Below are 24,350 nucleotides of genomic sequence, written 5' to 3' on the forward strand. Positions count from 1 at the left end.
TATCAGGTATCCTGTCTTTCGAGTATCCCGTTGAGGAATACATCGGCATAGGTGCGTGACAGCGCATCGGCGCTGCCGCGGTTCGGGTCGAACCAATCAAGCGTGGCGTTCAGTGTACCGATCAACATCAGGCGCAGCTGGCGGATATCGACGTCGTGTTTCAGCGCGCCGTCATTCTGAAGCCGGGACAAAAGGCGGTCCCATTCGGCCTCATAGGCGCGCCTCGTCGGCAGATTGGCATCCCGGACGGGCTGTGGCACTTGCCCGAAAATACGCACATTGGCCGAGGTATAATCGCTGACGTCGAGAAGCGCGCGCAGATGCGCTCTGATCGCGGTGCGTAGGATCGTTTCGCCATCGGTATCCGACGGCAAGGCGGTGACGGCTTCTCTCATGCTCTCGTGAACGACTTGGATACCAGCATCGAGAACGGCCGCAACGATCTCGTCCTTGGAGCCGAAATGATAATATATGCTGCCCGCCTTGATCCCGGCGGCCTCGGCGATTTTTCTGAGCGAAACGGACCCATAGCCCTGTTCGCGGAAGAGTCGTGCCGCAATATCCAGGACGCCATCCCGCCCGACCGCTCTGCGAGAAGTCTCGCCGACCTTGATTGCTGTGGTGTCCGTCATGGGTCCTTTTTCCAGCAAACTGCCTAACTAACATATGTTAGGTACTTTGCTGCAATAAGTCAATACTCCTGAACGTGTTGGATTGGTACTTATGGAAAGTGCCGTCCGAGCAACCGTCAAATGGTCGCCCGAACGGAAAGTTTTCAGCCAAGGCCCAAACGCTCGGCGTAGTGGCTGGTGCTAGATCACGAATCCGCCGCCGCAAATAATGTGCTGACCCGAGATGAAGTTCGATTCTGGCGCACAGAACAAATAGACCGCGCCCGCGGCCTCTTCCGGAGTGCCGACCCGGCCAAGTGGAATCATGCGTTCCATCTGGGACAAGAGATCAGGGTTCACGCCGACCTTGATCTCTTTTTCCTCGACCTTGATCGTGCTGTCCCCGTCCGCGCTACCCTCGGTCAAGCGGGTGCGGATCGGTCCGAAGGCTACGGCATTGACATTGACTTTGTAGCGCCCCCATTCCTTGGCCATTGTCCGGGTGACCCCCAGGATTCCGGCCTTGGCGGCGGAATAGTTGATCTGGCCGGCATTGCCGCCGGTCCCCGCGATGGACGAGATGTTCACCACCTTGCGGAACACCTCTTGCCCGGCGGCGGCCTCTTCCTTGGCCTTGGCGCTGATTACCGGCTGGGCGGCGCGCAGGATCTTGAAGGGCGCGGTCATGTGAACGTCGATGATCGCCTGCCACTGCTCGTCGGTCATCTTCTGAACGACGCTGTCCCAGGTGTAGCCGGCGTTGTTCACGATGATGTCGAGTCCGCCGAAGCTGTCCACGCCCGTCTTGATGAACCGTTCGGCAAAACCGTCTTCGGTCACGCTGCCGGCGCAGACCACCGCTTCGCCGCCAGCGGCGCGGATAGCTTCAGCGGTGTCATTGGCCGGGTCGGCATCCAGATCGTTGACCACCACGCGCGCCCCTTCCGAGGCCAGCTTGAGCGCGATCTCGCGGCCAATGCCTCGGCCCGAGCCCGAGATCAGGGCAACACGCCCGTCGAGTTTTCCAGTCATATTAGTTCCTTCCGAAAGGCGCTATCAGGCTTTTTCATAAAGTGTGGTGACACAGGCCCCACCGAGGCCCAGATTGTGCTGAAGTGCCAAGCGCGCGCCATCGACCTGGCGCGCATCAGCCTGCCCGCGCAACTGCTGGACAAGCTCGGTACATTGCGCAAGGCCGGTCGCCCCAAGAGGATGACCTTTGGACAACAAACCGCCCGACGGGTTGGTCACGTATTTTCCGCCATAGGTGTTGTCGCCATCATCAACAAACTTCGCAGCCTCGCCTCGGCCGCAAAGGCCAAGCGCCTCGTAGGTGATGAGTTCGTTGTGGGCGAAACAGTCGTGCAGTTCGACCACATCCACGTCTTCGGGCCCGATGCCCGCAGCCTCGTAGACCTGATCGGCGGCGCGCTTGGCCATCGAAAAGCCGACCACCTCGCGCATATCATGGGCTTCGAAGGTTTCCGGACCATCCGTTGTCATGGCCTGCGCCGCGATCCGAACCGAACTGTCCAGTCCGTGCTTGTCGGCGAATTCCTTGGAACAGATGATCGCGGCGGCTGCGCCACAGGTTGGCGGACAGGCCATAAGCTTGGTCATGACGCCGGGCCAGACCACCTGCGCAGCCATGACGTCTTCCGCCGTCACTTCCTGGCGGAATAGGGCAACCGGATTCTTCGCCGCATGTCGGCTGGCCTTGGCGCGGATCTTGGCGAAGGTCTCAAGAGGCGTGCCGAACTCGTCCATATGCGCCTTGCCCGCACCGCCGAAGTACCGCAGTGCCAGCGGGATCTCCGAACTGCCAACCAGATCGTCGGTTTCCGCGTCGAAAGCCGCAAACGGGCTGACCCGATCGTGAAACATCGCGCCGATTGCGCCGGGTTGCATTTGTTCGAACCCAAGCGCCAGAGCACATTCCACCGCCCCGCTTTCCACGGCCTGGCGGGCCAGGAACAGGGCAGACGACCCGGTCGAGCAGTTGTTGTTCACATTCACAACCGGGATGCCGGTCATTCCGACATGGTACAAGGCGCGCTGGCCACAGGTGCTGTCGCCATAGACATAGCCCACATAGGCCTGTTGGACTTTTTCGTAATCCAGACCCGCGTCGGCCAGAGCGGATCGGGTCGCCGCGGTTGCCATCACATCGTAGCTCTCGGATTTTCCCGGCTTCTGGAACGGGACCATCCCGACGCCGGTGACATAGGCCTTACCTTTTGCTTTCATTCTTTAGCTCCAATTTCTAACGTTTGTTTGATTTCTAGGCGCAGCCACGCTCTCTGTCAACGTCCGCGCAAAGCTGCATCGGCAATCTTGTCTGGCATTCGAACATATGTTCGGTTTAATATTGTAAATATTCAATTTCGACGAGGATACAGTTTGGCGGACGGCCTTTTCTTGAGCGACTGTCGAGGACAGAACTGTGATTGCTACGCTGCCTGATACGGGACTGCGTCTTTCGATCATCGGCTCATCCCTGGTCAGTCCGAGAATCGAGGCACTCAGGACTAACCTCCAAACGGCGTTCTCAAGCAAGAAAGGCAAATTCCGGTGGCAGCAAAGAATCAGAAAACGTCTTCACCAGAATTAATGGCCCGGATCGCGGAGGTCTGGAACGAACGGGCACAGGGCCTGATAACTGAATTGAACCTTCAGATAGAAAGATCGGAACCTGATGGCGTTCAGCTTCGGATGCCTCACAATCCCGAATTTTGCGTCGATGAGGACGGCACGCTGTTGCATGGCGGCATCTTGACCGCTCTACTCGACAGCGCATTCGGACTTGCCAATTTTCTGGCCGTCGAAAACCTTGACACCATGGCGACACTGGATTTGCGGATCGAGTATCTGAGCCCTGCGCAATCGCGTGCTGACGTGATCGTTTTCGCCGAATGCTATCGACAGACGCGGCACGTGGTGTTCAACAGCGGCCGGGTCTGGTTCGACACACCCGGACAGCCCGAAATCGCTCGCGGGTCCGCAACATTCTCGATCATGCGGGGGGCAAACAGCCTACTTGACAAACTTAACACGAAAGGGCCGGGGCAATGACTCGCGACGAGTTGCAGGCACAATGCGAAAAAATACCGTTCTTTCGGTTCCTCGGTTTCTCTATCGTCGAAGCCGGCGACACCTTTATCCTCGCATGCATGGAACAATCTGACCGCCACATCGGTAACCCGGTTATACAAGCGTATCATGGCGGCATCACCGCCAGCTTGATGGAAGCCGTCGCATCAGTTTCCGTATCCCACAACTGGGCCATCCTGCGACCCAAGCCGATTAACCTGACCGTGGACTATTTGCGCCCAGCATTAGTCGGCACCTTGTACGCTCGTGCCGAAATCTTGAAGAAGGGCCGCCGCATGGCCAGTATCGAAACCGTGGCCTGGCAAAAGGACACCGAAAGGCCGGTCGCCAAGGGTCTTTTCCACTTTTTGCTCGTATAGCGCGAACTGCCCAGAGGGTTTTTGCCCGACCAAACTACAAAGAGGTACCAATGGCTCATTGCTATGAATTCAAAGGCTTTATTCCGATCGTCCCGGAAGACACATTTGTTCATCCACAGGCGGTGCTGATCGGCAATGTCATCCTTGGTCACGGATGCTACATCGGGCCAGGGGCGAGCCTTCGCGGAGATTTCGGCAGGATCGTGATTGGCGATGGTGCCAATGTTCAGGATAATTGCATTGTCCATTCGTTCCCCGGTCGAGACGCAGTGGTCGAAGCCGACGGTCATATCGGCCACGGCGCTATCCTGCACGGCTGCACTGTCGGCCGAAATGCTCTGGTCGGGATGAATGCCGTCATCATGGACGGGGTGGATGTTGGGGCGGAATCGATTGTCGGAGCACAGGCGTTCGTTCGCGGCGAAACGGTGATCCCGCCGCGTTCGATGGTGGTCGGCTCGCCGGCAAAGGTGATCCGCGACGTCACCGAAAAAGAAGTCGCGTGGAAATCACGCGGCACGGCGGAATACCGGCAACTGGCGCGCGATTGTCTGACCGGGTTGACGCCCGTCGAGCCGTTGAAGGCGGTCGAAGCCGACCGCCCGGTTGTCGAGCCTTCGGACCTTGTCTCATTGCAGCAGGCAAGGAACAGTACTGAGTGACCGCGCGCCCAGAGCCATGCCTGCGCAAACCATCGCCCAACCGGGGCGGTTATTGACCGGTTGAAGGTAGCGGGCCGTGTTTGCGGCGTAAAATGGCAGATGAGAACTCTGCTTACAGGACAGGAGCCTAGATTCCCAAACCAAGTGCGACACCCGGTATACGCAGGGTCGCTATGGGAACGATATACAACCACTTTACGCTTGAAGAGCGGTGTCGCTTGACAGGCATGATCGAGATGGGCTTTCCGGTGACAGAGATTGCCCGCCGCCTGGGCCGCCATCGCGGAACCATCCACAGGGAGCTGGGCCGGAACCGCAATGTCGACGGTTACCGACCTGACAGTGCGGAACGCCGGGCCTGGGCGCGGAAGCTGCGCGGATCGAGGATCGAGCGTTCCACCCGCCTCGGCACCCACGTGAAGGACTGCCTTGCCATGGGATGGTCCCCTGAGCAGATCGCCGGGCGGATGGAACTGGACGGAGTCGAGCACAGCGTCAGCACCGAGTCCATCTATCGCCACATCTTCAGCCCGGCCGGCCGACGGGACGGCTTGCCGAAATACCTGCCTCAGCGCAAATCCAGGCGCGGGCGAAGGGCTCGGAACGGCAAGCGGGAGCCCGGCATCCCGAGCCGCGTGTCGATCCATCAACGCCCTGACGCGGTTGGAGAAAGGACCGAGTTCGGTCACTGGGAAGGTGACCTGATGCACTTCCGCCGCCAGCGCGACATCCTGCTCACGCTGCAGGAACGCAGCACCCGGCTGACACTCGCCCGTCGTCTTCTCAGCAAGAACTCCGACGAGACCGCCGCCGCAATCATCGCGGAACTTGGTGGTTTGCCTGCGCATGAACCGCCCCGGTTTTACCGGAGACTGTTTAGTTCTTCTTACGCGACTTTATCGACTGTGTTCATGTTTGCATAGAATGCCTCCTCAGCTTCGGCTGGCGTGATGTATCCGATGGGTTCGAGCAGGCGGCGGTTGTTGAACCAGTCGACCCATTTCAAGGTTTCCCATTCGACGGCAGCGGCTGACTTCCACGGCCCCAACCTGTGAATGACTTCCGCTTTGAAGAGGCCGATCATCGTCTCGGCCAGTGCATTGTCATACGAGTCACCGACCGTGCCCACGCTGGGTTCCAGCCCAGCATCGCCAGCCGTTCGGTGTATTTGATCGACACATATTGGGCGGATTCAACCGGTCGTCGCAACACCCCTATGATGGAGGTGTAGATGACAAATGCCACATAGACAAAGCCTTGCCAGGTCGAGACATAGGTGAAGTCTGATACCCAGAGTTGGTTGGGCATCGTTGCTCGGAACTGCCTGTTCACGCGATCCATTGGACACGGCAGGGCTTTGTCAGACCAAGTCGTTTTGATCTTCTTGCCGCGCCTGACACCTTCAATCCCAATGTCACGCATGAGCCGTTCGACCGTGCAGCGTGCCAGATCATGGCCCTCACGGAGCATGGCACGCCACAACTTACGTGCACCGTAAACAGATCGATTGTCTTCCCAGACCTGCTTCATTGCGGGTCGTAATTGGGCGTCCCGCTTGGCGCGATCCGATGCAAGGTCCGGATCACGCTCGATAGCCAGATGCGCATAGAACGTTGACGGGGCAATCTGAAGTACGCGACAGACCGGCTCGACCCCAAAGATAGCCCGATGCTCTTTGATGAAGGCAATCATTTCCGAAACGGGCGGTCGAGCTCCGCCTGAGCAAAATACGCCGAAGCTTTCTTCAGAATCTCATTGGCCTGTCGAAGCTGCCGGTTCTCACGCTCAAGTGCCTTAATCCGGTCCCGCTCAGCGGTCGTTACACCGTCTCGCCGACCCGTGTCAGTCTCAGCTCGTCTCACCCACGCCCGAAGCGTATCCGGCCCACAACCGATCTTCGGAGCAATCGATTTGATCGCAGCAGATTGACTGTCAAATTCGCCTTGATGTTCAAACACCATCCGCACAGCACGTTCGCGCACCTCTGGTGAATATCTGTTTCCACACTTGTTCTTTTCCATAACCCAGTATCCTTACTTCTGGGTCTCCGGCAAACAAGGGGCGGTTCAGCAAGCCCTGCGCACGATCACCCACGACAACGGCGGCGAGTTCGCCCGGCACACCACGGTCACGAAACGGACCGGTCTCACGGCGTACTTCTGCGATCCACACAGCCCTTGGCAACGCGGCGGCATCGAGAACGGCAACGGCCTTCTACGCCGTGACCTGCCGCGCCCCACCAACCTCTCGGATCACCAGGATACCGACATCGACGACATCGTCTGGATGCTCAACTCAACCCCGCGAAAATGCCTCGGCTTCCAGACGCCCATCGAGGCTTTCGCTCAACAACTCGGTGTCGCACTTGAAATGTGAATCCAGCGACAATCAAAACACTACGGTGTCTTAGCCATTATTGGGCTTGGCCGTAATGTACACGGTCCCGGTAAAACCAGCAATCAGGGTGCCTTCGGAGTTCAATACTTCAACCTGATACACAGCAATCCTGCGCGAACGTGAGATTTCATGCGCCTTCGCGACCAACACCTCACCGTCCGACACACCGGCATGGTATGTCATATGCGTATCTATCCCGGCGGCGAGAATTCCGTGGCTGTTTGATGCGACGCCGAAGGCGCTATCTGCCAGCGCGAAAAGCGCACCGCCATGACACGTCCCGTTGAAATTGATGTGGCAGGATTGCACCCTCATACGCAGCTCCGACGTTCCGGAACCGACGTCGTGCAAATTGATGCCCAAGTGCTGCATGAATCCGTCGCGGCGGGCAAATTCCCTGCCAAGATCGGCGGGTGGTGTAACGACACCATCAGCCATCGTGAACTTCTCCTCCAAGGTCATTCAGAACCTGCCTCGCTCCCTCTGAAAGGCTGAGCCGTGCCTCTTGGATGCCTTGAACGATCAAAGCGATCGCCTCCGACCGGCTCTGCATGACATGGGTCTCGGCCGCCTTGGACACCGCCTGTGCCAACAGGTGACGTGTTCGTCCAGCCAAGGCTGAACGGTCGTCGCGCCTTTCTGTGCGGTCAGCCAGGGCATCCACCGCGTCGGCAAGATCGCCCACCCCGGCCCGGTTGATGGCATCGGTACACAGAACCGGCACCGAACGCTCGGTTGGACCGCGCAAGCCAAGCATTGTCTTCAACTGCTGGTGAGTTTGCGAGGCCAATGGCTGATCGGCTTTGTTGACCACCAGAATGTCGGCGATTTCGAGAATCCCCGCCTTCATTGCCTGCACATCGTCACCCAACCCCGGCGCGGATATGACCACCCGAATATCGGCGATCGTTGCCATTTCGACTTCGGATTGGCCAGTGCCGACGGTTTCCAGTATCACCACGTCTCGCCCCGCCGCGTCCATCAGATCGGCCACTTGCGCCGCCGCGGCCGACAATCCGCCCAACGCCCCTCGCGAGGCGAGAGAGCGGATGAACACGCCCTGATCCAGTGTGTGTTCCGCCATGCGGATCCTGTCGCCGAGCACGGCACCACCGGTAATGGGGCTTGATGGATCCACCGCGACCACGCCCACGGTTTTGCCGCGTTTGCGCAATTCTGCGATATAGGCATTTACCAGCGTCGACTTGCCCGCCCCCGGCGGGCCGGTAAAACCAACCACGACCGCATGACCCAGATGCGGCCGGATCGCACGCAGAATGTCGATCGCCATCCGCGTGTCACTTTCGACCAAACTGATTGCGCGCGCCAGCGCCGCAGGCTCACCGTCGACAAGGCGCGCTGCCAGTCTTGGCGTTTCCGGTACATTGTGATCCATCAGGTCAGGCCACGACAAGAGGTCGGCCAAAGCCCAGCTCGTCGCGCAGAACGGCAATGATTTCGCCCTGGGTCGCGCCTGTACGGGTGGCGTCCACGAGGGGGCCATAGGTGTTCTGGCTTTCAGAGCGGGCCGCCGCGCGCAAAGCCTCTAGCGCCGTGTCCACCCGCGCCTGATCGCGGGTCTTCTTGTAGACGGCAAGGCTGTCGATCTGCTTTTGTATCCAAGCGGGGTCGGGCCGGTCAATAGCCGGATGCGAGGTGCCGTCAGCCTCGTCCTCATAGGCGTTGACGCCCACGATGATTTGCTCGCCTGTATCGACCGCATCCTGGAAATGCGCAGCGCTTTCCCCGATCGCCTTCTGGACGAAACCGGATTCGACCGCTTTGAACATACCGCCCTGATCGTCGATCTCCTGGATTACACGCAGGATTTCGGTTTCCATCTGGTCGGTCAGAGTCTCGACATAATAGGAGCCGGCCAGCGGGTCTATGACATCGCACAGCCCGGCTTCGTACTTGAGGATATTCTGCGTTGCGATGGCCACCTTTGCCGGACCCTCGGTCGGGGTGGTGAACACCTCGTCATACCCATCGGTATGCAGCGATTGCAGCCCGCCCAGGATCCCCGCCATTGCCTGCACGGCGACCCGCGCGATATTGTTCAGCGGCTGTTGACGCGTCAGATCGACGCCAGATGTCTGGGCATGGAACTTGAACCGTTTGGCGCGTGGGTTGGTGACCCCGAAACGTTCCTCGACCAGCCGCGCCCAGATGCGCCGCCCTGCGCGGAACTTCGCGACCTCTTCGAAAAAGCTGATGGAAATGTCAAAGAAGAAGGTAAATCGTTCGAGAAACTTATTGGGGTCCAGGCCGCACGCCTTGCAATCCTCGGCATACTGAACAGCCGAGGCAAGTGTCAGTCCCATTGCTTGCGCCGGTGTGGCCCCCGCCTGTTGCATGTGCTGACCCACGACCGACAGCGGGTTCCAGTTCGGGACGTTTTCGGCAAGCCACTCAATCGCATCCAGTTGAACCCGGCGCGCGCCTGTCAACGACAGGCGATAGAACATGTGATTGGCGACGAAATGCGAGATATAATCGCTTTGGTTCGATGTGCCGGTGATCCTGTCCCACGAAATATCGCGTGCTTCTGCCACCACAAGAAGCTGGGCCAGCATGGTGAACGGGTTGGGGTCGTTCAGTCCGATGGAAATTTCGCCGATGGGTATATCGGCCAGACAGATGTCCATATCCTTCTCGGTATTGATAATCGTGCCGCATGTGCCCAGCAGCTCTGGCTCCACCTCGTCGGCGTCTATTCCACGATAGACCGAGTTGCAGGGAATGATGCTCAGTGCCGAGGCGCCGGACTTCAGTATTTTCTTGATCCGCCCGTTGAAATCCTCGGGTCTGCCCAGGCCGATCAGCTGGCGTTGTGTCCAGGTGCGACCCCGATGCATCGACGGGTAGATACCGCGAGTCATCAACCCTGCTCCCGGAAATCCCAGCTTTCGGTCGAATTCCGGGTCAGTCCCGGCCTCGGGCCAGTAGAGCGGTTGGATTTCCAGTCCGGATCGGTTTTTGACAACCTTGTCCGAGCTGACCTGTTCCTCGTAACCGCGCCGCCACTCTTCGGCCATGGCATCACGGTCCGCTCTATCGTCAAGTACCTTGGTGTCTATCTTGTTCATGCGTCTAAACCTTCCTTAACCGTCAGAGCGATTTGCATTGGCGTCCCTTGCCAGCCGCGCCACAACGTCAACAATGTATTCGCGATCCGCGCCGGGATGGAACACGTGTGATACGCCGGATTTCAGAAGAACCGCTTCTTCGTTATCCGGAACGATGCCGCCAACGATTACGCGAATATGACCCAGATCTACGTTACCGAGAGCCTTCATCAGCTTCGGCACTAACAGATGATCCGTTGCCAGCGAACTGATCCCGATCACATCCACGTCTTCCTGTAGTGCCAGCGCCACCACCGAATCGATCTTCTGCCAGGGTTCGGTATAGATCACCTCCATTCCTGCATCGCGCAGGTAGGCAGCGACGATGCGGCTGCCGCGGTCATGGCCGTCGAGGCCGATTTTCGTTACCAGCACACGCGCCGGGATAGTTGCCGTCAGGGTCATGTTTCCTCCTTATGTGTCTCGCTGCAGTCCTGCGCAAATCGCAGATTGGCGATAAACAGCCGCGCCAGACAGGACGGAGTTTCCCCCCCCTCCCGGTACCAGAGCGGGACGTGGTTAAGTGCTCCGATCAGCATCAGCCGAAGCAGGCTTGGATCGGTATCCGAAAGCATCGGCAATGCCTCTACCAGAGCTGTGAATTTCTCTTCATAGCCGTTGCGCAGCGCGACCAACTCTTCCGCGGCCCCGGGCGCGTCCTGCGGTATGACGCGCACAATTACATGGGCGAAATCGCTACCTTCGAGCAATGCGGAGAGATGCGCCTGACATGCCGTCTGCAGCCGATCCCATGCATCCCCCCGGCTGTCTGCCAGCGCCGTGTCCACCGCCTCGCTTATTCGCGTCACACCCTCCTCAAAAACGGCCAGCAACAAGGCCTCCTTGGACGGGAAATGGTAATAAAGCGATCCCGGCAGCATGCCCGCCGCATTTGCGATGTCGCGGATAGACGTGCCGTTAAAACCCTTGCGGACGAAAAATCCAGCCGCGATCTCAAGGATGTGTTCCCGGCGATTGTTCACCTGAGGTTTGAGTTTGGCGCGAACGGTCATTGTGACCCATTAAAAAGCAAACGATTGTTTGGTTATGAGTGAAAAAACCCGCCCTGTCAACTTGCAGGTAAAAGCCCAATTGTGGCCTTGCCAGATCACGGTGTTTCTCATCGACGCTTCTGTTCTGGTCAAACCAGTCTACCACCCGTATCGCGAGGCCCGAGAACCCTGAGGCCGCAGCGATTTGTTCGCCCGACCAAATTGGGCCCGCGTGCGGCTCTTTACTTAAGGGGTCATCCAATGGCTGTGCTTGTTCGAGCAGACGTTTTTCACTCCGCCAACTTGGCAGCAATCGCGCCCAGCAGACGCTGTCGCAAAAAAGGGATATCCGTCTATGCTTCGATCCGCGCGTTCCCCCATTCCCACGTCATAGTCGGAAGATCCCGTAGTGCGGATCGTCGATCGGCGCGTTCAGCGAGGCGGAAATCGACATGCCAAGCGCATTGCGTGTGTCCGCCGGGTCAAGGATGCCATCGTCCCACAATTCCGAGGTCGAGGTATAGGCTTCGACATCTCGGCGGAATTTCTCCAGCACGGGATCACGGATCGCGGCGATTTCTTCCTCGCTCAGTTCTTTGCCTTCGCGCTGAAGCTGCCGGATCTTGACGTCGGCCATGGTATTGGCAGCCTGATCCGCACCCATCACGCCGATTTCGGCCTGCGGCCACATGAACAGCGTGCGTGCATCCCAGGCCCGCCCGCACATGCCGTAATTGCCTGCCCCGTAAGAGGCATTGGCGATCACGGTAAACTTCGGCACGACCGAGCCGCCCTGCGCCATCAGCATCTTGGCGCCGTCCTTGGCGATGCCGCGTTCTTCGTATTCGCGGCCCACCATATAGCCGGTGATGTTCTGGAAAAAGACCAGAGGCGTACGGTTCTGGTTGCACAGCTGAATGAAATGCGCGGCCTTGAGCGAGCTGTCGTTGAACAGCACCCCGTTGTTGGCGAGGATGCCGACCTTGTAGCCCCAGATGTGAGCGTAACCGCAAATCATCGTGGTGCCGTAGTCGGGCTGGTATTCGTGGAAGCGCGACCCGTCTACGATCCGGGCCAGAACCTCGCGCATGTCGAATTGGGTTTTCCGGTCCTTGGGAATGATCCCGTAAAGCTCCTTCGGGTCGTAGTAAGGTTCTTCATAGGACGCAGTTTCGATGATCGTTTTCGGTGTGCGTTTCCATTGGCTGACAATCTCGCGCGCCAGTGAAAAGGCGTGCTGTTCGGTCGCGGCACGATAATCGCCGGTGCCCGAAACCGAGGTATGCATAACCGCCCCACCAAGTTCCTGAACACCGACCTCTTCGCCGGTGGCCGCCTTGACCAGCGGGGGACCGCCAAGGAAAATCGCCCCAGTGCCTTCGATGATGATGTTGTAATCGCTCAGCGTAGGTACATAGGCACCGCCTGCGGTGCAATGCCCGCCGACCACAGCAATCTGCGGGATATTGGCCTGACTCAGCTTGACCTGGTTGCGAAACACCCGCCCGCCCAGATAGCGGTCGGGAAAGACGCCATGTTGCAGCGGCAGGAAACCGCCGGCGCTGTCGCAGATATGGACGACCGGCAACCGGTTCTCCAGCGCGACATCCAGAAGGCGCACGACCTTTTTCACGGTATGCGGATACCAGGCACCGCCCTTGACGCTGGCGTCATTGGCATGAATAGCGACCTCGCGGCCCTGCACGATGCCAATGCCCGTAACCACGGCGGCACCCGGCACTGTTCCGTCATATTCGCGACAGGCTGCGAGGGTGGAGAATTCCAGAAACGGTGTGCCGGGGTCCAGCAGCAGTTTTAGCCGTTCGCGCACGCCCAGCTTGTTTTGCCGCTCAAGGCGGTCAATGTCGCGTTGCGGGCGTTCGAAACGCGCCGCGTGCTGGCGGGCGTGAAATTCCTTCAGCCGCTCGGACATGGCGGCATAATTTGCCTTGTAGTCGGCGGCGTTGGTATCGATCAGACTTTCAATCCTGCGCATTCTCACTCCTCCTCCGGGGCCAATTGGGCCAGGATATCTTTCAGCCCAAAACTGTCGCCTTCGGCGAATGGCATTTCGGCAACGACCCCGTCGCGTGGCGCCGTCAGTGTGGTTTCCAGCTTCATGCTTTCGATAACCAAAAGCGGCTGGCCTTCTTCAACTGTATCGCCGGGTTTGACCGCGACCGACACCACGACTCCGGGCATAGGCGCGACCAACCGATCATCGCTTGTGCCACCATCGCTTCCAGCCAGGCGCTCGGCGGGATCAACCCGCCCGACTTCGTAGGTGCGGCCGTTCATGTGCACAAAAGTTGCTTCCGGCCCCACGGCCAGTCGCAATTCGCGGACAACACCCTTAGCCCGCAACGTATAACCGCCCGGCAGGCCAGTCGGGTCCAATTGGCAGGCAACAGTACCATTGGGGGTATTAAGTACGAACCGGCTGCCATCATGGCCCAACCAACATTCAGTCTCTTCTCCGTCGATCTGAAAAATCCGTTGCATCAGTTTCTCCACCCGCCCATCTTGCGGTGCATTTCCGGTATTTGCATTACGTCGCTCACCAGCCGTTCGTCTGACAGGGCCGCCGCCGCCATCAGCAGGTCAGAGATATCTTCCCCCGGTGCAGTCAGCGTTTCGGATTGTTCAGCTAGGAAGCCGGTTGAAACATCGCCCGAGGCAAAATCTGGATGTGCAAGGATTGCATCTAGGTATCCGGTGTTGGTCGTCACCCCGAGAACCACATAGTTTTGCACCGCTTGCCGCGCACGGGCGATGGCCTCCACGCGGTCGCGGCCATGCACGATCAGCTTAGACAGCATCGGGTCGAAATCGGTGGTCACCTTGCCGCCGTCCAGAATGCCGCTGTCCACGCGCACGCCGGGGCCGGAGGGTTCATCCAGCAGCAGGAGATCCCCGATCGAGGGGCGGAAATCGGCCGTCGCGTCCTCGGCACAGATGCGTAGTTCGATTGAATGGCCAGTCTGGGGAATATTCGCCTGCGTCGCGCTCAGCCCCTCGCCTGCAGCGATGCGCAGTTGCTCGGCGACCAGATCGAAGCCAGTCACCAGTTCGGTCACCGGATGTTCGACCTGAAGGCGGGTGTTCATTTCGAGGAAGTAAAAGGCCCCGTCCTGCGCATAAATGAATTCGACGGTCCCTGCCCCGCGGTATTTGACGGCGCGGGCAATCCCCGCAGCGGTTTCACATATCTCGTCCCGCTGTTCTGGGGTCAGCGCCGGTGACGGCGTTTCCTCGATAATCTTCTGGAACCGGCGCTGGATCGAGCATTCGCGTTCCCAGAAATGGACCACGTTGCCCTGCCCGTCACCCATCACCTGCACCTCGATATGGCGCGGACGTTCGATATAGCATTCGACGAACAGACGACCGTCGCCGAAATACCGCTGGCCTTCGCGGCGCGCGGTTTCGATTTCGGTCTCCAACGTGCTATCCTCGCGCACGACGCGCATGCCCTTGCCGCCGCCTCCGGCCGAGGGTTTGATGAGTAGCGGATAGCCAACGGCGCGGGCGCGTTCGACAAACGTCGCCGGATCGTCATCCTCGATGGCCGAAGGCGCCACCGGAAAGCCGCGCTCTTCAACAAAGGCGCGCGCACGGATCTTGTCGCCCATCAGGTCGATGGTCTCGGACGTCGGGCCGACAAATGTCACACCGGCCTCTTCCAGCGCCGCGACGAAGGCCGCATTCTCGGACAAAAAGCCATAGCCGGGATGCACCGCATCAGCGCCGATCTTTTTTGCGGCATCGACGATCTGCGGAATATCGAGATAGGCGGCCACAGGCGTCGGGCCGTCGATCATCACAATCTCGTCTGCGATCAGATGGGCCGGCCCCTCTTGTTCAGCGACGTGGCGCAACACAGCCGTCGCAAGGCCGCGGGCCTTGGCAGTACGCAAAACGCGCGCCGCGATTTCACCCCGATTGGCGACCAGGAGTTTTGAAATGGTCATGGTATTGTCCTTTTAGTTCCGGTCCGAGGCGTTCAGCCCGTCGCGCGCGGCCAGATCGACCGGCACAGGAATTTCAATATCAAGCAGCATCTGCGCAAACCCTTTGCCTTGCGGATCGATGCGGACCGAGGCGATGCCGCCCCCGCCCAGCGATTCATGCAGCAGGAAGTTCAGCGCATGGCTTCCGGGCAAATCAAAGCGTTCGACCGCGCCGTCACACAGGTGGGCGAAATAGGCTTTCACCGTGTCTTCGGTCAGGGCCGACCGGATATAGGGCAGATACTCCGGCTTGCGCGCAAGGATGCCGATGTTGGCGATATCGCCCTTGTCGCCCGAACGGCCCCACGCCAGGTCGACGAGGCGCACCTTGACCGCGTCCGGACCGGGCGCGCGGCTATCTGTGGGCGGCGCGGCAGGCGGATCAAGTTGCACAGGTTTGGTGGCCACTGTGACGGGCACATCCTTGCCATCAACCTCAACCGCGACGGGGGTGTCGGCCTTGTCCTGAAGGAAGGAGAACAGACGGACCACCGGCTGTACCTTTGGCCGTCCGGCGAAGAACCCGGTCAGACCCTGCGCGGTCGAAATCGCCATGGGTGCGATTTCTCCGGCAAAGATGTTCAGCGCGGCGCGATCATCATGGACCGCGCCGATCTTGAGCACCACTTCGCGCGTCAGGGCGCGGGCGTTGGCGCCATAGGCGGCCTCGGCGCCCAGCACTTCGACGCTAACCTGCCGGAAATCGCCCATGTTGCGGTCGCGGAAAATTCGGCGGCAGCGGGTCAGGATCGCCTCGGCCACGCGCTCGGCCTTGGCGGGGGCATCAATCGCGGCCAGTGTCAGGGTAGAGACCGCGCGCCAGCCATCGGCATGGGTCGCCGACACCTTGTAGCTGTCGGTGCGCCCGAGACCCTTGCCGCCCTTGACCAACACCCGATCGGGTCCGACCTGTTCAAGGGTAACCCCGGACCAGTCGCAGGTCACGTCGGGCAACAGGTAAGCGCGCGGATCACCGATTTCATAGAGCATCTGCTCTCCGACCGATCCCGGCACGACCAGCCCGCCGGTGTCAGGCGTCTTGGTCATGACGAAACTGCCGTCTTCCGACACCTCGACGATGGGCATCCCCATATTGTCCCACCCCGGCACGTCCTGCCAGTCGGTAAAGTTGCCGCCCGTTCCCTGGGGGCCGCATTCGATCAGGTGGCCGGCCAGTGATCCCTGGCTGAGCTTGTCCCAGTCGTCATCGCCCCAGCCGTATTCGTGCATCAGGGGGCCAAGCGCGACCGCGCTGTCGGCGCAGCGCCCCGTGATTACGATGTCGGCCCCGGCATCCAGCGCGGCCGCGATGGGGCGGGCACCCAGATAGGCGTTCATGCTCCAGATGTCGCCCGGAAACGCGACATCCGAGAACATCTCCGTCTGGCCGGCGGCGCGGATGTCGTCGGCCCGCGCCGACAAATCATCGCCCAGCACGACTCCGATGGACAAATCGATCCCGACCTCGGCGGCGGCTTTGGCAAGCGCATCGCGGCAGCCGCGCGGGTTCACGCCCCCGGCATTGGTAACGACCTTGATGCCCTGACGTTTGATTTCAGGCAGCCACGGAACCAGCGCCTTGACGAAATCCGGCGCATAACCCGCCTCGGGCGTCTTTGCGCGGGCACGCGCCATCAGCGACATTGTCACCTCGGCCAGATAGTCGAACACCAGATAGTTGATCTCGCCCTTGGAGACCAGTTGACCGATCGCTTCAGGCGTGTCGCCCCAGAATCCCGATGCGCATCCGATGCGCAGTTTTCGATCTGACATATGCTTCTCCTCCCCGCTTGTTTAGCGGCCTGTCCATTCAGGTTTGCGCTTCGCAATGAAGGCATCAAAGCCTTCGCGCGCGTCTTCGGTCTGTGCTACTCGCGGTAAAAGTGTTTCTGCAAACCGCATTTGCTGCGGATAGGTCATGTCCTCCATCGCGTGACAGGCGTATTTTCCCAGCCGGATCGCGCTCGGCGACTGCGCAGCAATCTGGGCAACCAGTTCTGCAACCTTGTCGTCCAACCCTGCGGCATCGGTCACATAGTTGACCAGATTGAATTGCAGGGCTTCCTCGGCCGTCAGAGGAACGCCGGTGATGAACATCTCCATCAGCCTCCGCCGAGGCAAAACACGCATCATCGGTGGTACGATCGTCATGGGAAACAAACCCACCTTCACTTCCGGCGTTCCGATGCGGGCGTGGTCCGCCATCACAGCCAGATCGCAGGCACAGATAATGCCCGCCCCTGCCCCCATCGCGACGCCGTTGACACGCGCGATCGTCGGCTTTCGGCAGGCCTGTATCGTTTCGAACAACCTTCCGGCGAAATGATCAGGATCGGCCGGATCCTGAACGAACGGACCACCGTCCGCACCCGCCTTGATGTCGCCGCCGGCGCAGAAGGCGCGATCTCCCTCGCCGGTCAGAACGATCACACGGCAATCGCTGTCCTTCTCGGCAGCATATATGGCGGCCATGATCCCGTCTGCGACTTCACGGTTTAGGGCATTTCGATTCTCAGGACGTCGAATCGTGATACGAACTTCGTCGCCACGCATCTGCGATTGAACAACGCTCTCACCCATTTCCGAAGCTCCCCCAAAATAGTTTGTGCGCCGTGCCTTCTAACGTCAGGTCGCAAAAAGCTTGGCTTGATCTATTTTCTAACATGTGTTTGATTTTGGTCAACACCACAAACGACATTTCTCGGGAGGATGATATGACGACTCAAAGTGAGGCTATCGCGGCTGACCTGGAAGCCATCAGGGCAAACTATTCGTTGACCGACGAGCAACGCCAGATTGTCGATCACGTGGATCGTGTGTCGCGCGAGGTACTGCACCCGTTGCAGGCGCGCATGGACGAGGAAGAATGGTGGCCCGAAGACCTGTTCAAGCAAATGGGTGAGCTGGGCCTGCTGGGAATCACCGCTCCCGAGGAGCTGGGCGGATCGGGACAAGATGAATTCACCCAGGCGCTGGTGTCCGAGGTGATCTCGAAATGGAACCCGGCTGTGGGGTTGTCGCATGGCGCGCATGACAACCTGTGCCTGAACAACCTGCTGCGCAACGGGTCCGAAGAGCAGGTAAAGAAATACGTACCGGGCCTTTGCTCGGGCGAGCTTGTCGGTGCTCTGGGTCTGACCGAACCGGGTGCGGGATCCGATGCGCTTGGGTCCATGGCGACCACCGCGCGCCGTGACGGTGATGACTACGTCATCAACGGCTCTAAGATCTACATCACCAACGGCCCGATTGCCGACGTGATTCTGCTTTACGCAAAGACCGACAAATCGAAGGGCGCCAAGGGCATTTCCGCCTTCATCATTGAGACCGACAATCCCGGCTTCAAGGTGGCGCAAAAGCTCGATAAAATGGGCTTCCGAGGCTCTCCGACCGGAGAGTTGGTGTTCGAAGATTGCCGCGTGCCCGCATCCGCCATGGTGGGTGAGGAAAACACCGGCGTTTCGGTGGTAATGAGCGGGCTGGATCTGGAGCGTGCTATGGTTGCCTCAGTCTGCGTTGGCATGGCCGAACGCGCGCTGGAACTGGGTCTGGAATACGCCAAAATTCGCGAACAGTTCGGCAAGCCGATCGCAAGTTTCCAGATGATGCAGTCGAAACTGGCCGAGATCTACATCGAGGTCGAGACGGCGCGCGCCTTCGGGTATCGAGCGCTGGCCGCCTGTACGGGCCTGCCAAAAGGGGCCGGAGGCCGCGGCGAAATTCACAAACTGACTGCGGCGGCCTGTCTGTACGCCGGCGAGGCATTCAACAAGGCGGTGACCGAAGCCTGCCATATCCATGGTGGCTCTGGCTACATGCAGGACACCGAGATCAACCGGTTGTTCCGCGCCAACAAGTTGTTGGAAATCGGCGCGGGCACAAGCGAAGTCCGCAAGATCATCATTGCCGAAGAACTTCTGCGCGCCTGAGGGGGGGACGAAACCATGAACAAGCAACTTCGCAACGACACCGCTTTGCCAACACATTTCATGACGGAGGAGCAACAGGCTCTGGCCGATCAGGCCGGCAAGTTCTTCATGTCCGAGTTTCACCATCTGAATGCGGAAATGGACGACACTGATGACCTGCCGCCTTCGGTCTTTCCCAAGCTTGGCGAGATGGGCTATCTGGGCCTGAACGTGCCGCCTGAATTCGGCGGTGCGGGGCTGGATTTTACCTCGGCCTGTATCATCACCGAACAGCTTTCGCGGTCCTCTGCCGCCATCGGGCTAACCCATGTGGCCCACGACAACTTGTGCGTCAACAACATCTATCGCAACGCCAGTGACGACCTGCGCCGCAAGTATCTGCCGGGCCTTTGCGACGGCACGCTGATCGGCGCCCTGGGTCTGACCGAACCCGGCGCGGGGTCTGACGCGCTCGGTTCGATGCGGACCACGGCCAAAAAGGATGGAGACGACTACATCCTGAACGGTTCCAAGATCTACATCACCAACGGACCGATTGCCGATCTGGTCCTGGTCTATGCCAAGACCTCGCCGGAAAAAGGGGCCAAGGGAATTTCCGCCTTCATCGTTGAAACCGACACGCCAGGTTTCAAGGTTGCCCAGAAGCTCAACAAGATGGGCTTCCGTGGCTCGCCCACCGGGGAACTGGTGTTCGAAGATTGCCGCGTTCCGGCCAAGAATATGGTCGGCAAACTGGATGGCGGCGTTGCCGTGACGATGTCCGGGCTGGATCTGGAACGTGCCATCGTCTGCTTCAACGCAATGGGCATTGCGCAGCGGGCGCTGGATATTTCCATCGACTACGCCAAGACACGGCAGCAATTCGGCAAGCCGATCGCCAGTTTCCAGATGGTGCAGGCGATGCTGGCCGACATGTACACCCAGATCGAGGCGGCGCGCAGCCTGTCCTTGCGTACCGCGGCCATGTGTGAGGGCCTTGAAGAGGGCGAAGGCGGGCGTGGCGAGATCCACAAGCTCACCGCTGCGGCAATCTACAAGGCCGCCGAGGCGACATCCTTCGTGCTGGACAAGGCCGTCCAGATTCACGGCGGTTCGGGCTATATGCGCGATACCGAAGTGAACCGGCTCTACCGTACCGGTCGCGTGCTCGAGGTCGGCGCGGGCACCCAGGAGGTGCGCAAGCTCATCATCTCTGGCGAACTTCTGAAAAACTAAGGGGGCTGAACATGAGCGAAGAAAAATCAAGACGTTACGCAGCGGACCTCATGGCGGGACAGGTTGCCCTGGTCACGGGATCCGGATCAGGTATGGGCCGGGCGACGGCGCTTGAAATGGCCTCTTGCGGGGCCAGACTTGCGCTGTTTGCGCGCCGGGAAGAGCCGCTGGAGGAGACCGCCGAGATGATCCGGGCTGCGGGGGGCGAGGCGTTTGTGGTGCCCGGCGATACCCGCGACGAGGACAGTATCGAAGCCGCGATGGGACGCATCAAGGACCACTACGGACAGCTCGACGTTCTGGTGAACAATGCCGGCGGCCAGTATATCGCGGCCGCCCGCGATATCACCAACAAGGGCTTCGAAGCCGTGATCCGCAACAACCTGATCGGGTCATGGCAGATGACCCGCGCCGCCGCCGATCACTTCATGTATGACAACGGTGGATCGGTCGTGTTTGTCACCGCCATCTCGGCGCGCACCGCGCTCAGCGGCTTTACACACACCGTCGCCGCGCGCGCCGGTGTGACCGGCATGATGAAGACGCTGGCCGCCGAATGGGGCGAGTATGGCATCCGTCTGAACTGTGTCGCGCCGGGCACGATCAAGACCGAGGCGCTTGGCCGCTACCCCATTTCACCGGATCGATGGAAAGAGCTTAACCGCTCGGTCCTGAACCGGATGGGTATGGCCGAGGACATCGCTGGGACGATTATCTTCCTTGCGTCCGATCTGGGGAATTTCATCACCGGCGAAGATATCTATGTGGACGGTGGGGAAACCCTGCATATGGGCCACGATGCCCGCGACATGATCAATCCCGACATGTTCGAAAAACGCGAACGCGGAGATGGAAAGAATGAGTAAGCAACCCGTCCTTTTGGACATTTCCGACAGGATCGCCACGGTCACGCTGAACGATCCCGAGCGTCGCAACCCGATCACCGGTAATGAAATGATCGCCGCTCTTTTGGACACATTCGCCAAGGTGCAGGCAGACCCGCAAGTCAGCGTCATGATCCTGACCGGCGCCGACCCGGCCTTTTGTGCCGGCGGCGACATCAAGGAGATGAACGACCCCGACAGCGTCTTCCGCAAGGAGCCGCTTGCGGCGGCGCAGAGCTATGTCGATGGGGTGCAGCGCCTGCCACAGGCGCTCTATAACCTGGATGTTCCGACGATCGCCGCGGTCAACGGACCCGCGGTCGGCGCGGGGTGCGACCTGACCATGATGTGCGACATGCGCATCGCCTCGGAGAAAGCAAAGTTCGGCGAGGTGTTTCTGAATCTCGGGATCATTCCGGGCGATGCAGGCAGCTGGTTCCTGTTGCGTCGTCTGGGCCACCAGATGGCCGCCGATCTGACCTTCTCGGGGCGCATGGTCGAGGCCGAAGAGGCGCTGGAGCTTGGCATGGTGCTTGAACTTGTGCCCCATGAAAAATTGATGGAACGGGCCCGCGAGCGGGCCGCCGTCATCGCAGCGAAACCACCGCGCGCGGTGCGGGTCGCCAAACGTCTGATGCGCAATGCCGAACGGATGGACCTACCGGATTTCCTGAATTCCGCGGCGGCCTATCAGGCACTCATGCATCAGACCGAAGACCACCACGAGGCGGTTGCTGCTTTCATCGAGAAACGAAAACCCAACTTCACTGGGCGTTAAAGGAAAGATCGCATGTCTGACATCACCAAGAAGAAGATGGAGCAAATCGCGCAAATGTGGAATGCGCGCGGCAAGGGCCTGATTACGCATATGGCGCTTGAGATCGAAGAGGTTTCGAGCGAAGGTGTTCGGGTTCGGATGCCGTTTAATCCGGATTTTTGCGTCGATGCGGACCAGACCCTGCTTCATGGTGGTATCCTGACGGCTCTCCTGGACAGTGTCTTCGGACTGGCAAACTTTGTGGCAATCGAGGGCGTCAGCACCATGGCCACTCTCGACCTCAGAGTTGATTACCTGCGCCCCGCCTATTCGCGCGCGGATGTCATCGTTCGCGCGCATTGTTTTCGGAAGACCCGCCATATTGCCTTCAATTCCGGCAGCGTCTGGTTCGAGGGCCATGAGAATGCTGAAATAGCCCGTGGAACCGCCTCGTTTGCTTTGACGCGCGGCGGCACTGACCTGTTTGATGCGATGACTAAAGGAAAAACCTCGTGATGGATGTGCAAACTGCCAATGCCAATGTATCCAGGGTGCCGTTCTTCCGATTTCTCAATTTTGAGATCCGAAGCTTGGACAACCTTCATGCCGAGGCTGAAATGACCTTTGATGACCGCCATATCGGTAACCCTGTCATGGAGTACTACCATGGCGGAATCATCGCGAGTTTCATGGAAGCCACGGCCGCGATCGCGGTACAGCCCGACTTCGCGGATGTCCCGGCCAAGCCGATTAACCTGACCGTCGATTACCTCCGACCTGGCGTGAAGGGCCCGCTTTTTGCCCGCGCCAACGTGACGCGCAAGGGCAAGCGGATGGCGAGCGTCAGCGTGATCACCTGGCAGACGGACCGGGAAAAGGCGGTTGCGGAAGGGCTGTATCACTTCCTTCTGGTCTGACCACTGCGACTGCTTTCAGGTCGTGCCTTGTCCTGTGGACGGGGCGGTTTCCCGGTTGCAAATTCCTTCCAGCAGAAGCTTGATGAGCATACCGGAGAACTCAGGCAGTGAGAGATACCCTTCCACTCCTGCCTTGTTCGGGTCGAACCACTCTACCGTCCAGTTCAAGGCACCCAACATCACCTGGCGCAAAGGAACGATCTTGATATCCGACCTTATGGCACCGTCTTGCTGCGCTTCGCGAAGGATCATGTCCCAAAGTCGTCCGTAGTCGTGGCGAATGCCTCGGTGCCTTTCCCGAAAGTGGTTGGGCAGCATCCCATAACTTCTGATGTTCGCTGAGGTGAACTCGCTTGCCTTAAAGAGAAAATCGAGATGCGTCCAGATTGCGGTTGCTATTCTGGTGTGATGATCGCATGGGGAATCGAACTTCTGAACGGCTGCACTGACACCGGATAGCAGATCGCTTAACCCTTCGTTGAGTACCTCGTCCACGATCGCTTCCTTGGATTTGAAATGGTAGTAGACGCTACCCGCCTTCATGTCCGATTCGTCAGCGATCTTCCGCAGCGTTGTCGCCTTGTAGCCATTGTCCCTCAGAACGCGCGCCGCCACTCGCAGGATCTCTGCGCGGGTCTTCGCGGCCTTGCCGTTGGTATCAGGGATATTGACGGGAGCGGCGGGGGTCAGCTTCAGACCTTCTGTTTCAGCTCTGCGATCCAAACACATACCGTCAAGTATCAGCTTGCTCATACGTTCAGCGAGGATGTGCACCGGATACTTTTCGACATCGTACCATTCCACGGTCCAGTTCATGGCACTCAGGATGAACTGGCGGATCACAGTAATGGATATGTCTCTTCGAAGGTGACCGTTACGTTTTGCTTCTTTCAGGAAATTGCCCCAGGCTGCTGCATAAGAGGCACGCAGATCACGGTGGGGAGCGCGTGTTTCATCCGACAACATCGGATAGTTCCGGATATTGGCCGAGGTGAAATCGCTCTCAGTCAACAGGTAGGTCAGGTGGGTTTCGATCAGCAATGCGAAAGTCCTGCGGAAATCCTCCGGATTCTTCTTTGCAACCCGAACGATTTGACTGACCGTTTCGTAGAGCTGACGCACACCAAGTTCCAGAACCTCGGTGAGAATCTGATCCTTGGATTGAAAATGGTAGTATATGCTGCCGGCCTCAACGCCCGCTTCCTGCGCGATATCGCGCATCGTCGTCGCGTGATAACCTTCATACCGAAAAAGTCGAGCGGCCGCCGAAAGGATCGCTTCGCGGGTTCTCTCCGACTCGCTCAGATCATCGTCTGCTCTCTTGGCTGCGTCTGTCATCTGTACCATTCCATGTCGATACTTGCCGGTGGTGAGGCTG

The 24,350-nt window shown here is 59.2% G+C and carries 25 protein-coding genes, 1 pseudogene and 1 other annotated feature; of the genes and pseudogenes, 11 read left to right on the plus strand and 15 right to left on the minus strand.

Features of this window, described 5'->3' with window-relative positions:
* Positions 1 to 2 precede the first annotated feature (2 nt).
* From AC5EFR_RS00300 to AC5EFR_RS00310, 3 genes are all read right to left on the minus strand, one after another.
* Positions 3 to 632 (minus strand): TetR/AcrR family transcriptional regulator, encoded by a 630-nt coding sequence (locus tag AC5EFR_RS00300; RefSeq protein ID WP_101657168.1) that lies wholly within the window; start codon positions 630 to 632, stop codon positions 3 to 5.
* A gap of 180 nt (positions 633 to 812) precedes the next feature.
* Entirely contained in the window at positions 813 to 1,643 is an 831-nt protein-coding gene (locus AC5EFR_RS00305; protein WP_101657167.1) for an SDR family NAD(P)-dependent oxidoreductase, read from the minus strand.
* A 24-nt stretch (positions 1,644 to 1,667) separates the two neighbouring features.
* The gene (locus tag AC5EFR_RS00310) at positions 1,668 to 2,858 is read right to left on the minus strand and encodes a lipid-transfer protein (RefSeq protein ID WP_341235564.1); all 1,191 of its coding nucleotides are present in this window, start codon (positions 2,856 to 2,858) and stop codon (positions 1,668 to 1,670) included.
* Positions 2,859 to 3,221: 363 nt separating this feature from the next.
* Between AC5EFR_RS00310 and AC5EFR_RS00315 the strand changes: the two genes are divergently transcribed.
* The 4 genes from AC5EFR_RS00315 to AC5EFR_RS00330 all read left to right on the plus strand — a co-directional run bounded on the left by AC5EFR_RS00315 (position 3,222) and on the right by AC5EFR_RS00330 (position 5,666).
* Positions 3,222 to 3,683, plus strand: a complete 462-nt coding sequence (locus AC5EFR_RS00315) for a PaaI family thioesterase (RefSeq protein WP_341235565.1) — start codon at positions 3,222 to 3,224, stop codon at positions 3,681 to 3,683.
* Positions 3,680 to 4,081 (plus strand): PaaI family thioesterase, encoded by a 402-nt coding sequence (locus AC5EFR_RS00320; protein ID WP_341235566.1) that lies wholly within the window; start codon positions 3,680 to 3,682, stop codon positions 4,079 to 4,081. Before AC5EFR_RS00315 ends, AC5EFR_RS00320 begins: the two co-directional genes overlap by 4 nt.
* A gap of 50 nt (positions 4,082 to 4,131) precedes the next feature.
* Complete coding sequence (locus AC5EFR_RS00325) at positions 4,132 to 4,743, plus strand: acyltransferase (protein WP_341235567.1); 612 nt, start codon at positions 4,132 to 4,134, stop codon at positions 4,741 to 4,743.
* A gap of 173 nt (positions 4,744 to 4,916) precedes the next feature.
* The gene (locus tag AC5EFR_RS00330) at positions 4,917 to 5,666 is read left to right on the plus strand and encodes an IS30 family transposase (protein ID WP_341235568.1); all 750 of its coding nucleotides are present in this window, start codon (positions 4,917 to 4,919) and stop codon (positions 5,664 to 5,666) included.
* Here the strand turns inward: AC5EFR_RS00330 and AC5EFR_RS00335 are convergent.
* Positions 5,630 to 6,764: pseudogene (locus tag AC5EFR_RS00335) on the minus strand (IS3 family transposase). The gene AC5EFR_RS00330 and the pseudogene AC5EFR_RS00335 overlap by 37 nt on opposite strands.
* Positions 6,361 to 6,477 (minus strand) — a sequence feature (AL1L pseudoknot). (Overlaps the previous pseudogene by 117 nt.)
* On the opposite strand from AC5EFR_RS00335, the gene AC5EFR_RS00340 reads away from it, so the two are divergent.
* On the plus strand, positions 6,751 to 7,119 hold the full coding sequence (locus tag AC5EFR_RS00340) for an IS30 family transposase (protein ID WP_341235569.1): 369 nt from the start codon (positions 6,751 to 6,753) through the stop codon (positions 7,117 to 7,119). The pseudogene AC5EFR_RS00335 and the gene AC5EFR_RS00340 overlap by 14 nt on opposite strands.
* 30 nt (positions 7,120 to 7,149) lie before the next feature.
* Here the strand turns inward: AC5EFR_RS00340 and AC5EFR_RS00345 are convergent, their stop codons facing one another.
* The 10 genes from AC5EFR_RS00345 to AC5EFR_RS00390 form a co-directional block, all read right to left on the minus strand.
* Positions 7,150 to 7,578, minus strand: a complete 429-nt coding sequence (locus AC5EFR_RS00345) for a PaaI family thioesterase (RefSeq protein WP_348483982.1) — start codon at positions 7,576 to 7,578, stop codon at positions 7,150 to 7,152.
* On the minus strand, positions 7,571 to 8,536 hold the full coding sequence (gene meaB / locus AC5EFR_RS00350; protein WP_348483983.1) for a methylmalonyl Co-A mutase-associated GTPase MeaB: 966 nt from the start codon (positions 8,534 to 8,536) through the stop codon (positions 7,571 to 7,573). Before meaB ends, AC5EFR_RS00345 begins: the two co-directional genes overlap by 8 nt.
* 4 nt (positions 8,537 to 8,540) lie before the next feature.
* A complete protein-coding gene (locus AC5EFR_RS00355; protein WP_341235572.1) occupies positions 8,541 to 10,229 on the minus strand; it encodes a methylmalonyl-CoA mutase family protein in 1,689 nt (562 codons plus the stop codon).
* Between the two features lie 15 nt (positions 10,230 to 10,244).
* Positions 10,245 to 10,673, minus strand: coding sequence for a cobalamin B12-binding domain-containing protein (locus AC5EFR_RS00360; RefSeq protein ID WP_341235573.1), 429 nt, complete (start codon positions 10,671 to 10,673; stop codon positions 10,245 to 10,247).
* Positions 10,670 to 11,281, minus strand: coding sequence for a TetR/AcrR family transcriptional regulator (locus AC5EFR_RS00365; RefSeq protein ID WP_341235574.1), 612 nt, complete (start codon positions 11,279 to 11,281; stop codon positions 10,670 to 10,672). The genes AC5EFR_RS00360 and AC5EFR_RS00365 overlap by 4 nt, the downstream gene beginning before the upstream one ends.
* A gap of 367 nt (positions 11,282 to 11,648) precedes the next feature.
* Complete coding sequence (locus AC5EFR_RS00370; RefSeq protein ID WP_341235575.1) at positions 11,649 to 13,256, minus strand: acyl-CoA carboxylase subunit beta; 1,608 nt, start codon at positions 13,254 to 13,256, stop codon at positions 11,649 to 11,651.
* Positions 13,257 to 13,258: 2 nt separating this feature from the next.
* Complete coding sequence (locus tag AC5EFR_RS00375) at positions 13,259 to 13,762, minus strand: acyl-CoA carboxylase biotin carboxyl carrier protein subunit (protein WP_341235576.1); 504 nt, start codon at positions 13,760 to 13,762, stop codon at positions 13,259 to 13,261.
* Entirely contained in the window at positions 13,762 to 15,231 is a 1,470-nt protein-coding gene (locus tag AC5EFR_RS00380) for an acetyl-CoA carboxylase biotin carboxylase subunit (RefSeq protein WP_027238776.1), read from the minus strand. The genes AC5EFR_RS00375 and AC5EFR_RS00380 overlap by 1 nt, the downstream gene beginning before the upstream one ends.
* A gap of 12 nt (positions 15,232 to 15,243) precedes the next feature.
* Positions 15,244 to 17,043, minus strand: coding sequence for an acyclic terpene utilization AtuA family protein (locus AC5EFR_RS00385; protein ID WP_027238775.1), 1,800 nt, complete (start codon positions 17,041 to 17,043; stop codon positions 15,244 to 15,246).
* A 21-nt stretch (positions 17,044 to 17,064) separates the two neighbouring features.
* Positions 17,065 to 17,850 (minus strand): enoyl-CoA hydratase-related protein, encoded by a 786-nt coding sequence (locus AC5EFR_RS00390; protein ID WP_027238774.1) that lies wholly within the window; start codon positions 17,848 to 17,850, stop codon positions 17,065 to 17,067.
* A 134-nt stretch (positions 17,851 to 17,984) separates the two neighbouring features.
* On the opposite strand from AC5EFR_RS00390, the gene AC5EFR_RS00395 reads away from it, so the two are divergent.
* The 6 genes from AC5EFR_RS00395 to AC5EFR_RS00420 are packed head-to-tail and all read left to right on the plus strand — an operon-like array spanning position 17,985 to position 22,972.
* Positions 17,985 to 19,199 (plus strand): acyl-CoA dehydrogenase family protein, encoded by a 1,215-nt coding sequence (locus AC5EFR_RS00395; RefSeq protein ID WP_051360508.1) that lies wholly within the window; start codon positions 17,985 to 17,987, stop codon positions 19,197 to 19,199.
* Between the two features lie 15 nt (positions 19,200 to 19,214).
* A complete protein-coding gene (locus tag AC5EFR_RS00400; protein WP_027238772.1) occupies positions 19,215 to 20,414 on the plus strand; it encodes an acyl-CoA dehydrogenase family protein in 1,200 nt (399 codons plus the stop codon).
* A gap of 11 nt (positions 20,415 to 20,425) precedes the next feature.
* Entirely contained in the window at positions 20,426 to 21,280 is an 855-nt protein-coding gene (locus AC5EFR_RS00405) for an SDR family NAD(P)-dependent oxidoreductase (protein ID WP_027238771.1), read from the plus strand.
* A 13-nt stretch (positions 21,281 to 21,293) separates the two neighbouring features.
* Positions 21,294 to 22,076 carry an enoyl-CoA hydratase-related protein gene (locus AC5EFR_RS00410; protein ID WP_493574090.1) on the plus strand — a complete coding sequence of 261 codons (783 nt, stop codon included), beginning with the start codon at positions 21,294 to 21,296 and terminating at the stop codon, positions 22,074 to 22,076.
* A gap of 12 nt (positions 22,077 to 22,088) precedes the next feature.
* Positions 22,089 to 22,571 (plus strand): PaaI family thioesterase, encoded by a 483-nt coding sequence (locus AC5EFR_RS00415; protein ID WP_027238769.1) that lies wholly within the window; start codon positions 22,089 to 22,091, stop codon positions 22,569 to 22,571.
* On the plus strand, positions 22,571 to 22,972 hold the full coding sequence (locus AC5EFR_RS00420) for a PaaI family thioesterase (protein WP_027238768.1): 402 nt from the start codon (positions 22,571 to 22,573) through the stop codon (positions 22,970 to 22,972). Before AC5EFR_RS00415 ends, AC5EFR_RS00420 begins: the two co-directional genes overlap by 1 nt.
* A gap of 15 nt (positions 22,973 to 22,987) precedes the next feature.
* On the opposite strand, the gene AC5EFR_RS00425 is transcribed toward AC5EFR_RS00420, so the two are convergent.
* A complete protein-coding gene (locus tag AC5EFR_RS00425) occupies positions 22,988 to 24,310 on the minus strand; it encodes a TetR/AcrR family transcriptional regulator (RefSeq protein WP_493574091.1) in 1,323 nt (440 codons plus the stop codon).
* Between the last annotated feature and the right edge of the window lie 40 nt (positions 24,311 to 24,350).

This window comes from Pelagimonas sp., from assembly GCF_058892305.1.

What these genes read in the sequence shown, in the direction of transcription:
- AC5EFR_RS00315 (WP_341235565.1), top strand. Translation starts at nt 3,222, where the DNA reads ATGGCCCGGATCGCGGAGGTCTGGAACGAACGGGCACAGGGCCTGATA.
- AC5EFR_RS00400 (WP_027238772.1), top strand. Translation starts at nt 19,215, where the DNA reads ATGAACAAGCAACTTCGCAACGACACCGCTTTGCCAACACATTTCATG.
- AC5EFR_RS00390 (WP_027238774.1), bottom strand. Translation starts at nt 17,850, where the DNA reads ATGGGTGAGAGCGTTGTTCAATCGCAGATGCGTGGCGACGAAGTTCGT.
- AC5EFR_RS00330 (WP_341235568.1), top strand. Translation starts at nt 4,917, where the DNA reads ATGGGAACGATATACAACCACTTTACGCTTGAAGAGCGGTGTCGCTTG.
- AC5EFR_RS00375 (WP_341235576.1), bottom strand. Translation starts at nt 13,762, where the DNA reads ATGCAACGGATTTTTCAGATCGACGGAGAAGAGACTGAATGTTGGTTG.
- AC5EFR_RS00300 (WP_101657168.1), bottom strand. Translation starts at nt 632, where the DNA reads ATGACGGACACCACAGCAATCAAGGTCGGCGAGACTTCTCGCAGAGCG.
- AC5EFR_RS00415 (WP_027238769.1), top strand. Translation starts at nt 22,089, where the DNA reads ATGTCTGACATCACCAAGAAGAAGATGGAGCAAATCGCGCAAATGTGG.
- AC5EFR_RS00320 (WP_341235566.1), top strand. Translation starts at nt 3,680, where the DNA reads ATGACTCGCGACGAGTTGCAGGCACAATGCGAAAAAATACCGTTCTTT.
- AC5EFR_RS00405 (WP_027238771.1), top strand. Translation starts at nt 20,426, where the DNA reads ATGAGCGAAGAAAAATCAAGACGTTACGCAGCGGACCTCATGGCGGGA.
- AC5EFR_RS00355 (WP_341235572.1), bottom strand. Translation starts at nt 10,229, where the DNA reads ATGAACAAGATAGACACCAAGGTACTTGACGATAGAGCGGACCGTGAT.
- AC5EFR_RS00365 (WP_341235574.1), bottom strand. Translation starts at nt 11,281, where the DNA reads ATGACCGTTCGCGCCAAACTCAAACCTCAGGTGAACAATCGCCGGGAA.
- AC5EFR_RS00310 (WP_341235564.1), bottom strand. Translation starts at nt 2,858, where the DNA reads ATGAAAGCAAAAGGTAAGGCCTATGTCACCGGCGTCGGGATGGTCCCG.
- AC5EFR_RS00360 (WP_341235573.1), bottom strand. Translation starts at nt 10,673, where the DNA reads ATGACCCTGACGGCAACTATCCCGGCGCGTGTGCTGGTAACGAAAATC.
- AC5EFR_RS00325 (WP_341235567.1), top strand. Translation starts at nt 4,132, where the DNA reads ATGGCTCATTGCTATGAATTCAAAGGCTTTATTCCGATCGTCCCGGAA.
- AC5EFR_RS00345 (WP_348483982.1), bottom strand. Translation starts at nt 7,578, where the DNA reads ATGGCTGATGGTGTCGTTACACCACCCGCCGATCTTGGCAGGGAATTT.
- AC5EFR_RS00425 (WP_493574091.1), bottom strand. Translation starts at nt 24,310, where the DNA reads ATGACAGACGCAGCCAAGAGAGCAGACGATGATCTGAGCGAGTCGGAG.
- AC5EFR_RS00420 (WP_027238768.1), top strand. Translation starts at nt 22,571, where the DNA reads ATGGATGTGCAAACTGCCAATGCCAATGTATCCAGGGTGCCGTTCTTC.
- AC5EFR_RS00395 (WP_051360508.1), top strand. Translation starts at nt 17,985, where the DNA reads ATGACGACTCAAAGTGAGGCTATCGCGGCTGACCTGGAAGCCATCAGG.
- AC5EFR_RS00385 (WP_027238775.1), bottom strand. Translation starts at nt 17,043, where the DNA reads ATGTCAGATCGAAAACTGCGCATCGGATGCGCATCGGGATTCTGGGGC.
- AC5EFR_RS00305 (WP_101657167.1), bottom strand. Translation starts at nt 1,643, where the DNA reads ATGACTGGAAAACTCGACGGGCGTGTTGCCCTGATCTCGGGCTCGGGC.
- AC5EFR_RS00380 (WP_027238776.1), bottom strand. Translation starts at nt 15,231, where the DNA reads ATGACCATTTCAAAACTCCTGGTCGCCAATCGGGGTGAAATCGCGGCG.
- AC5EFR_RS00370 (WP_341235575.1), bottom strand. Translation starts at nt 13,256, where the DNA reads ATGCGCAGGATTGAAAGTCTGATCGATACCAACGCCGCCGACTACAAG.
- meaB (WP_348483983.1), bottom strand. Translation starts at nt 8,536, where the DNA reads ATGGATCACAATGTACCGGAAACGCCAAGACTGGCAGCGCGCCTTGTC.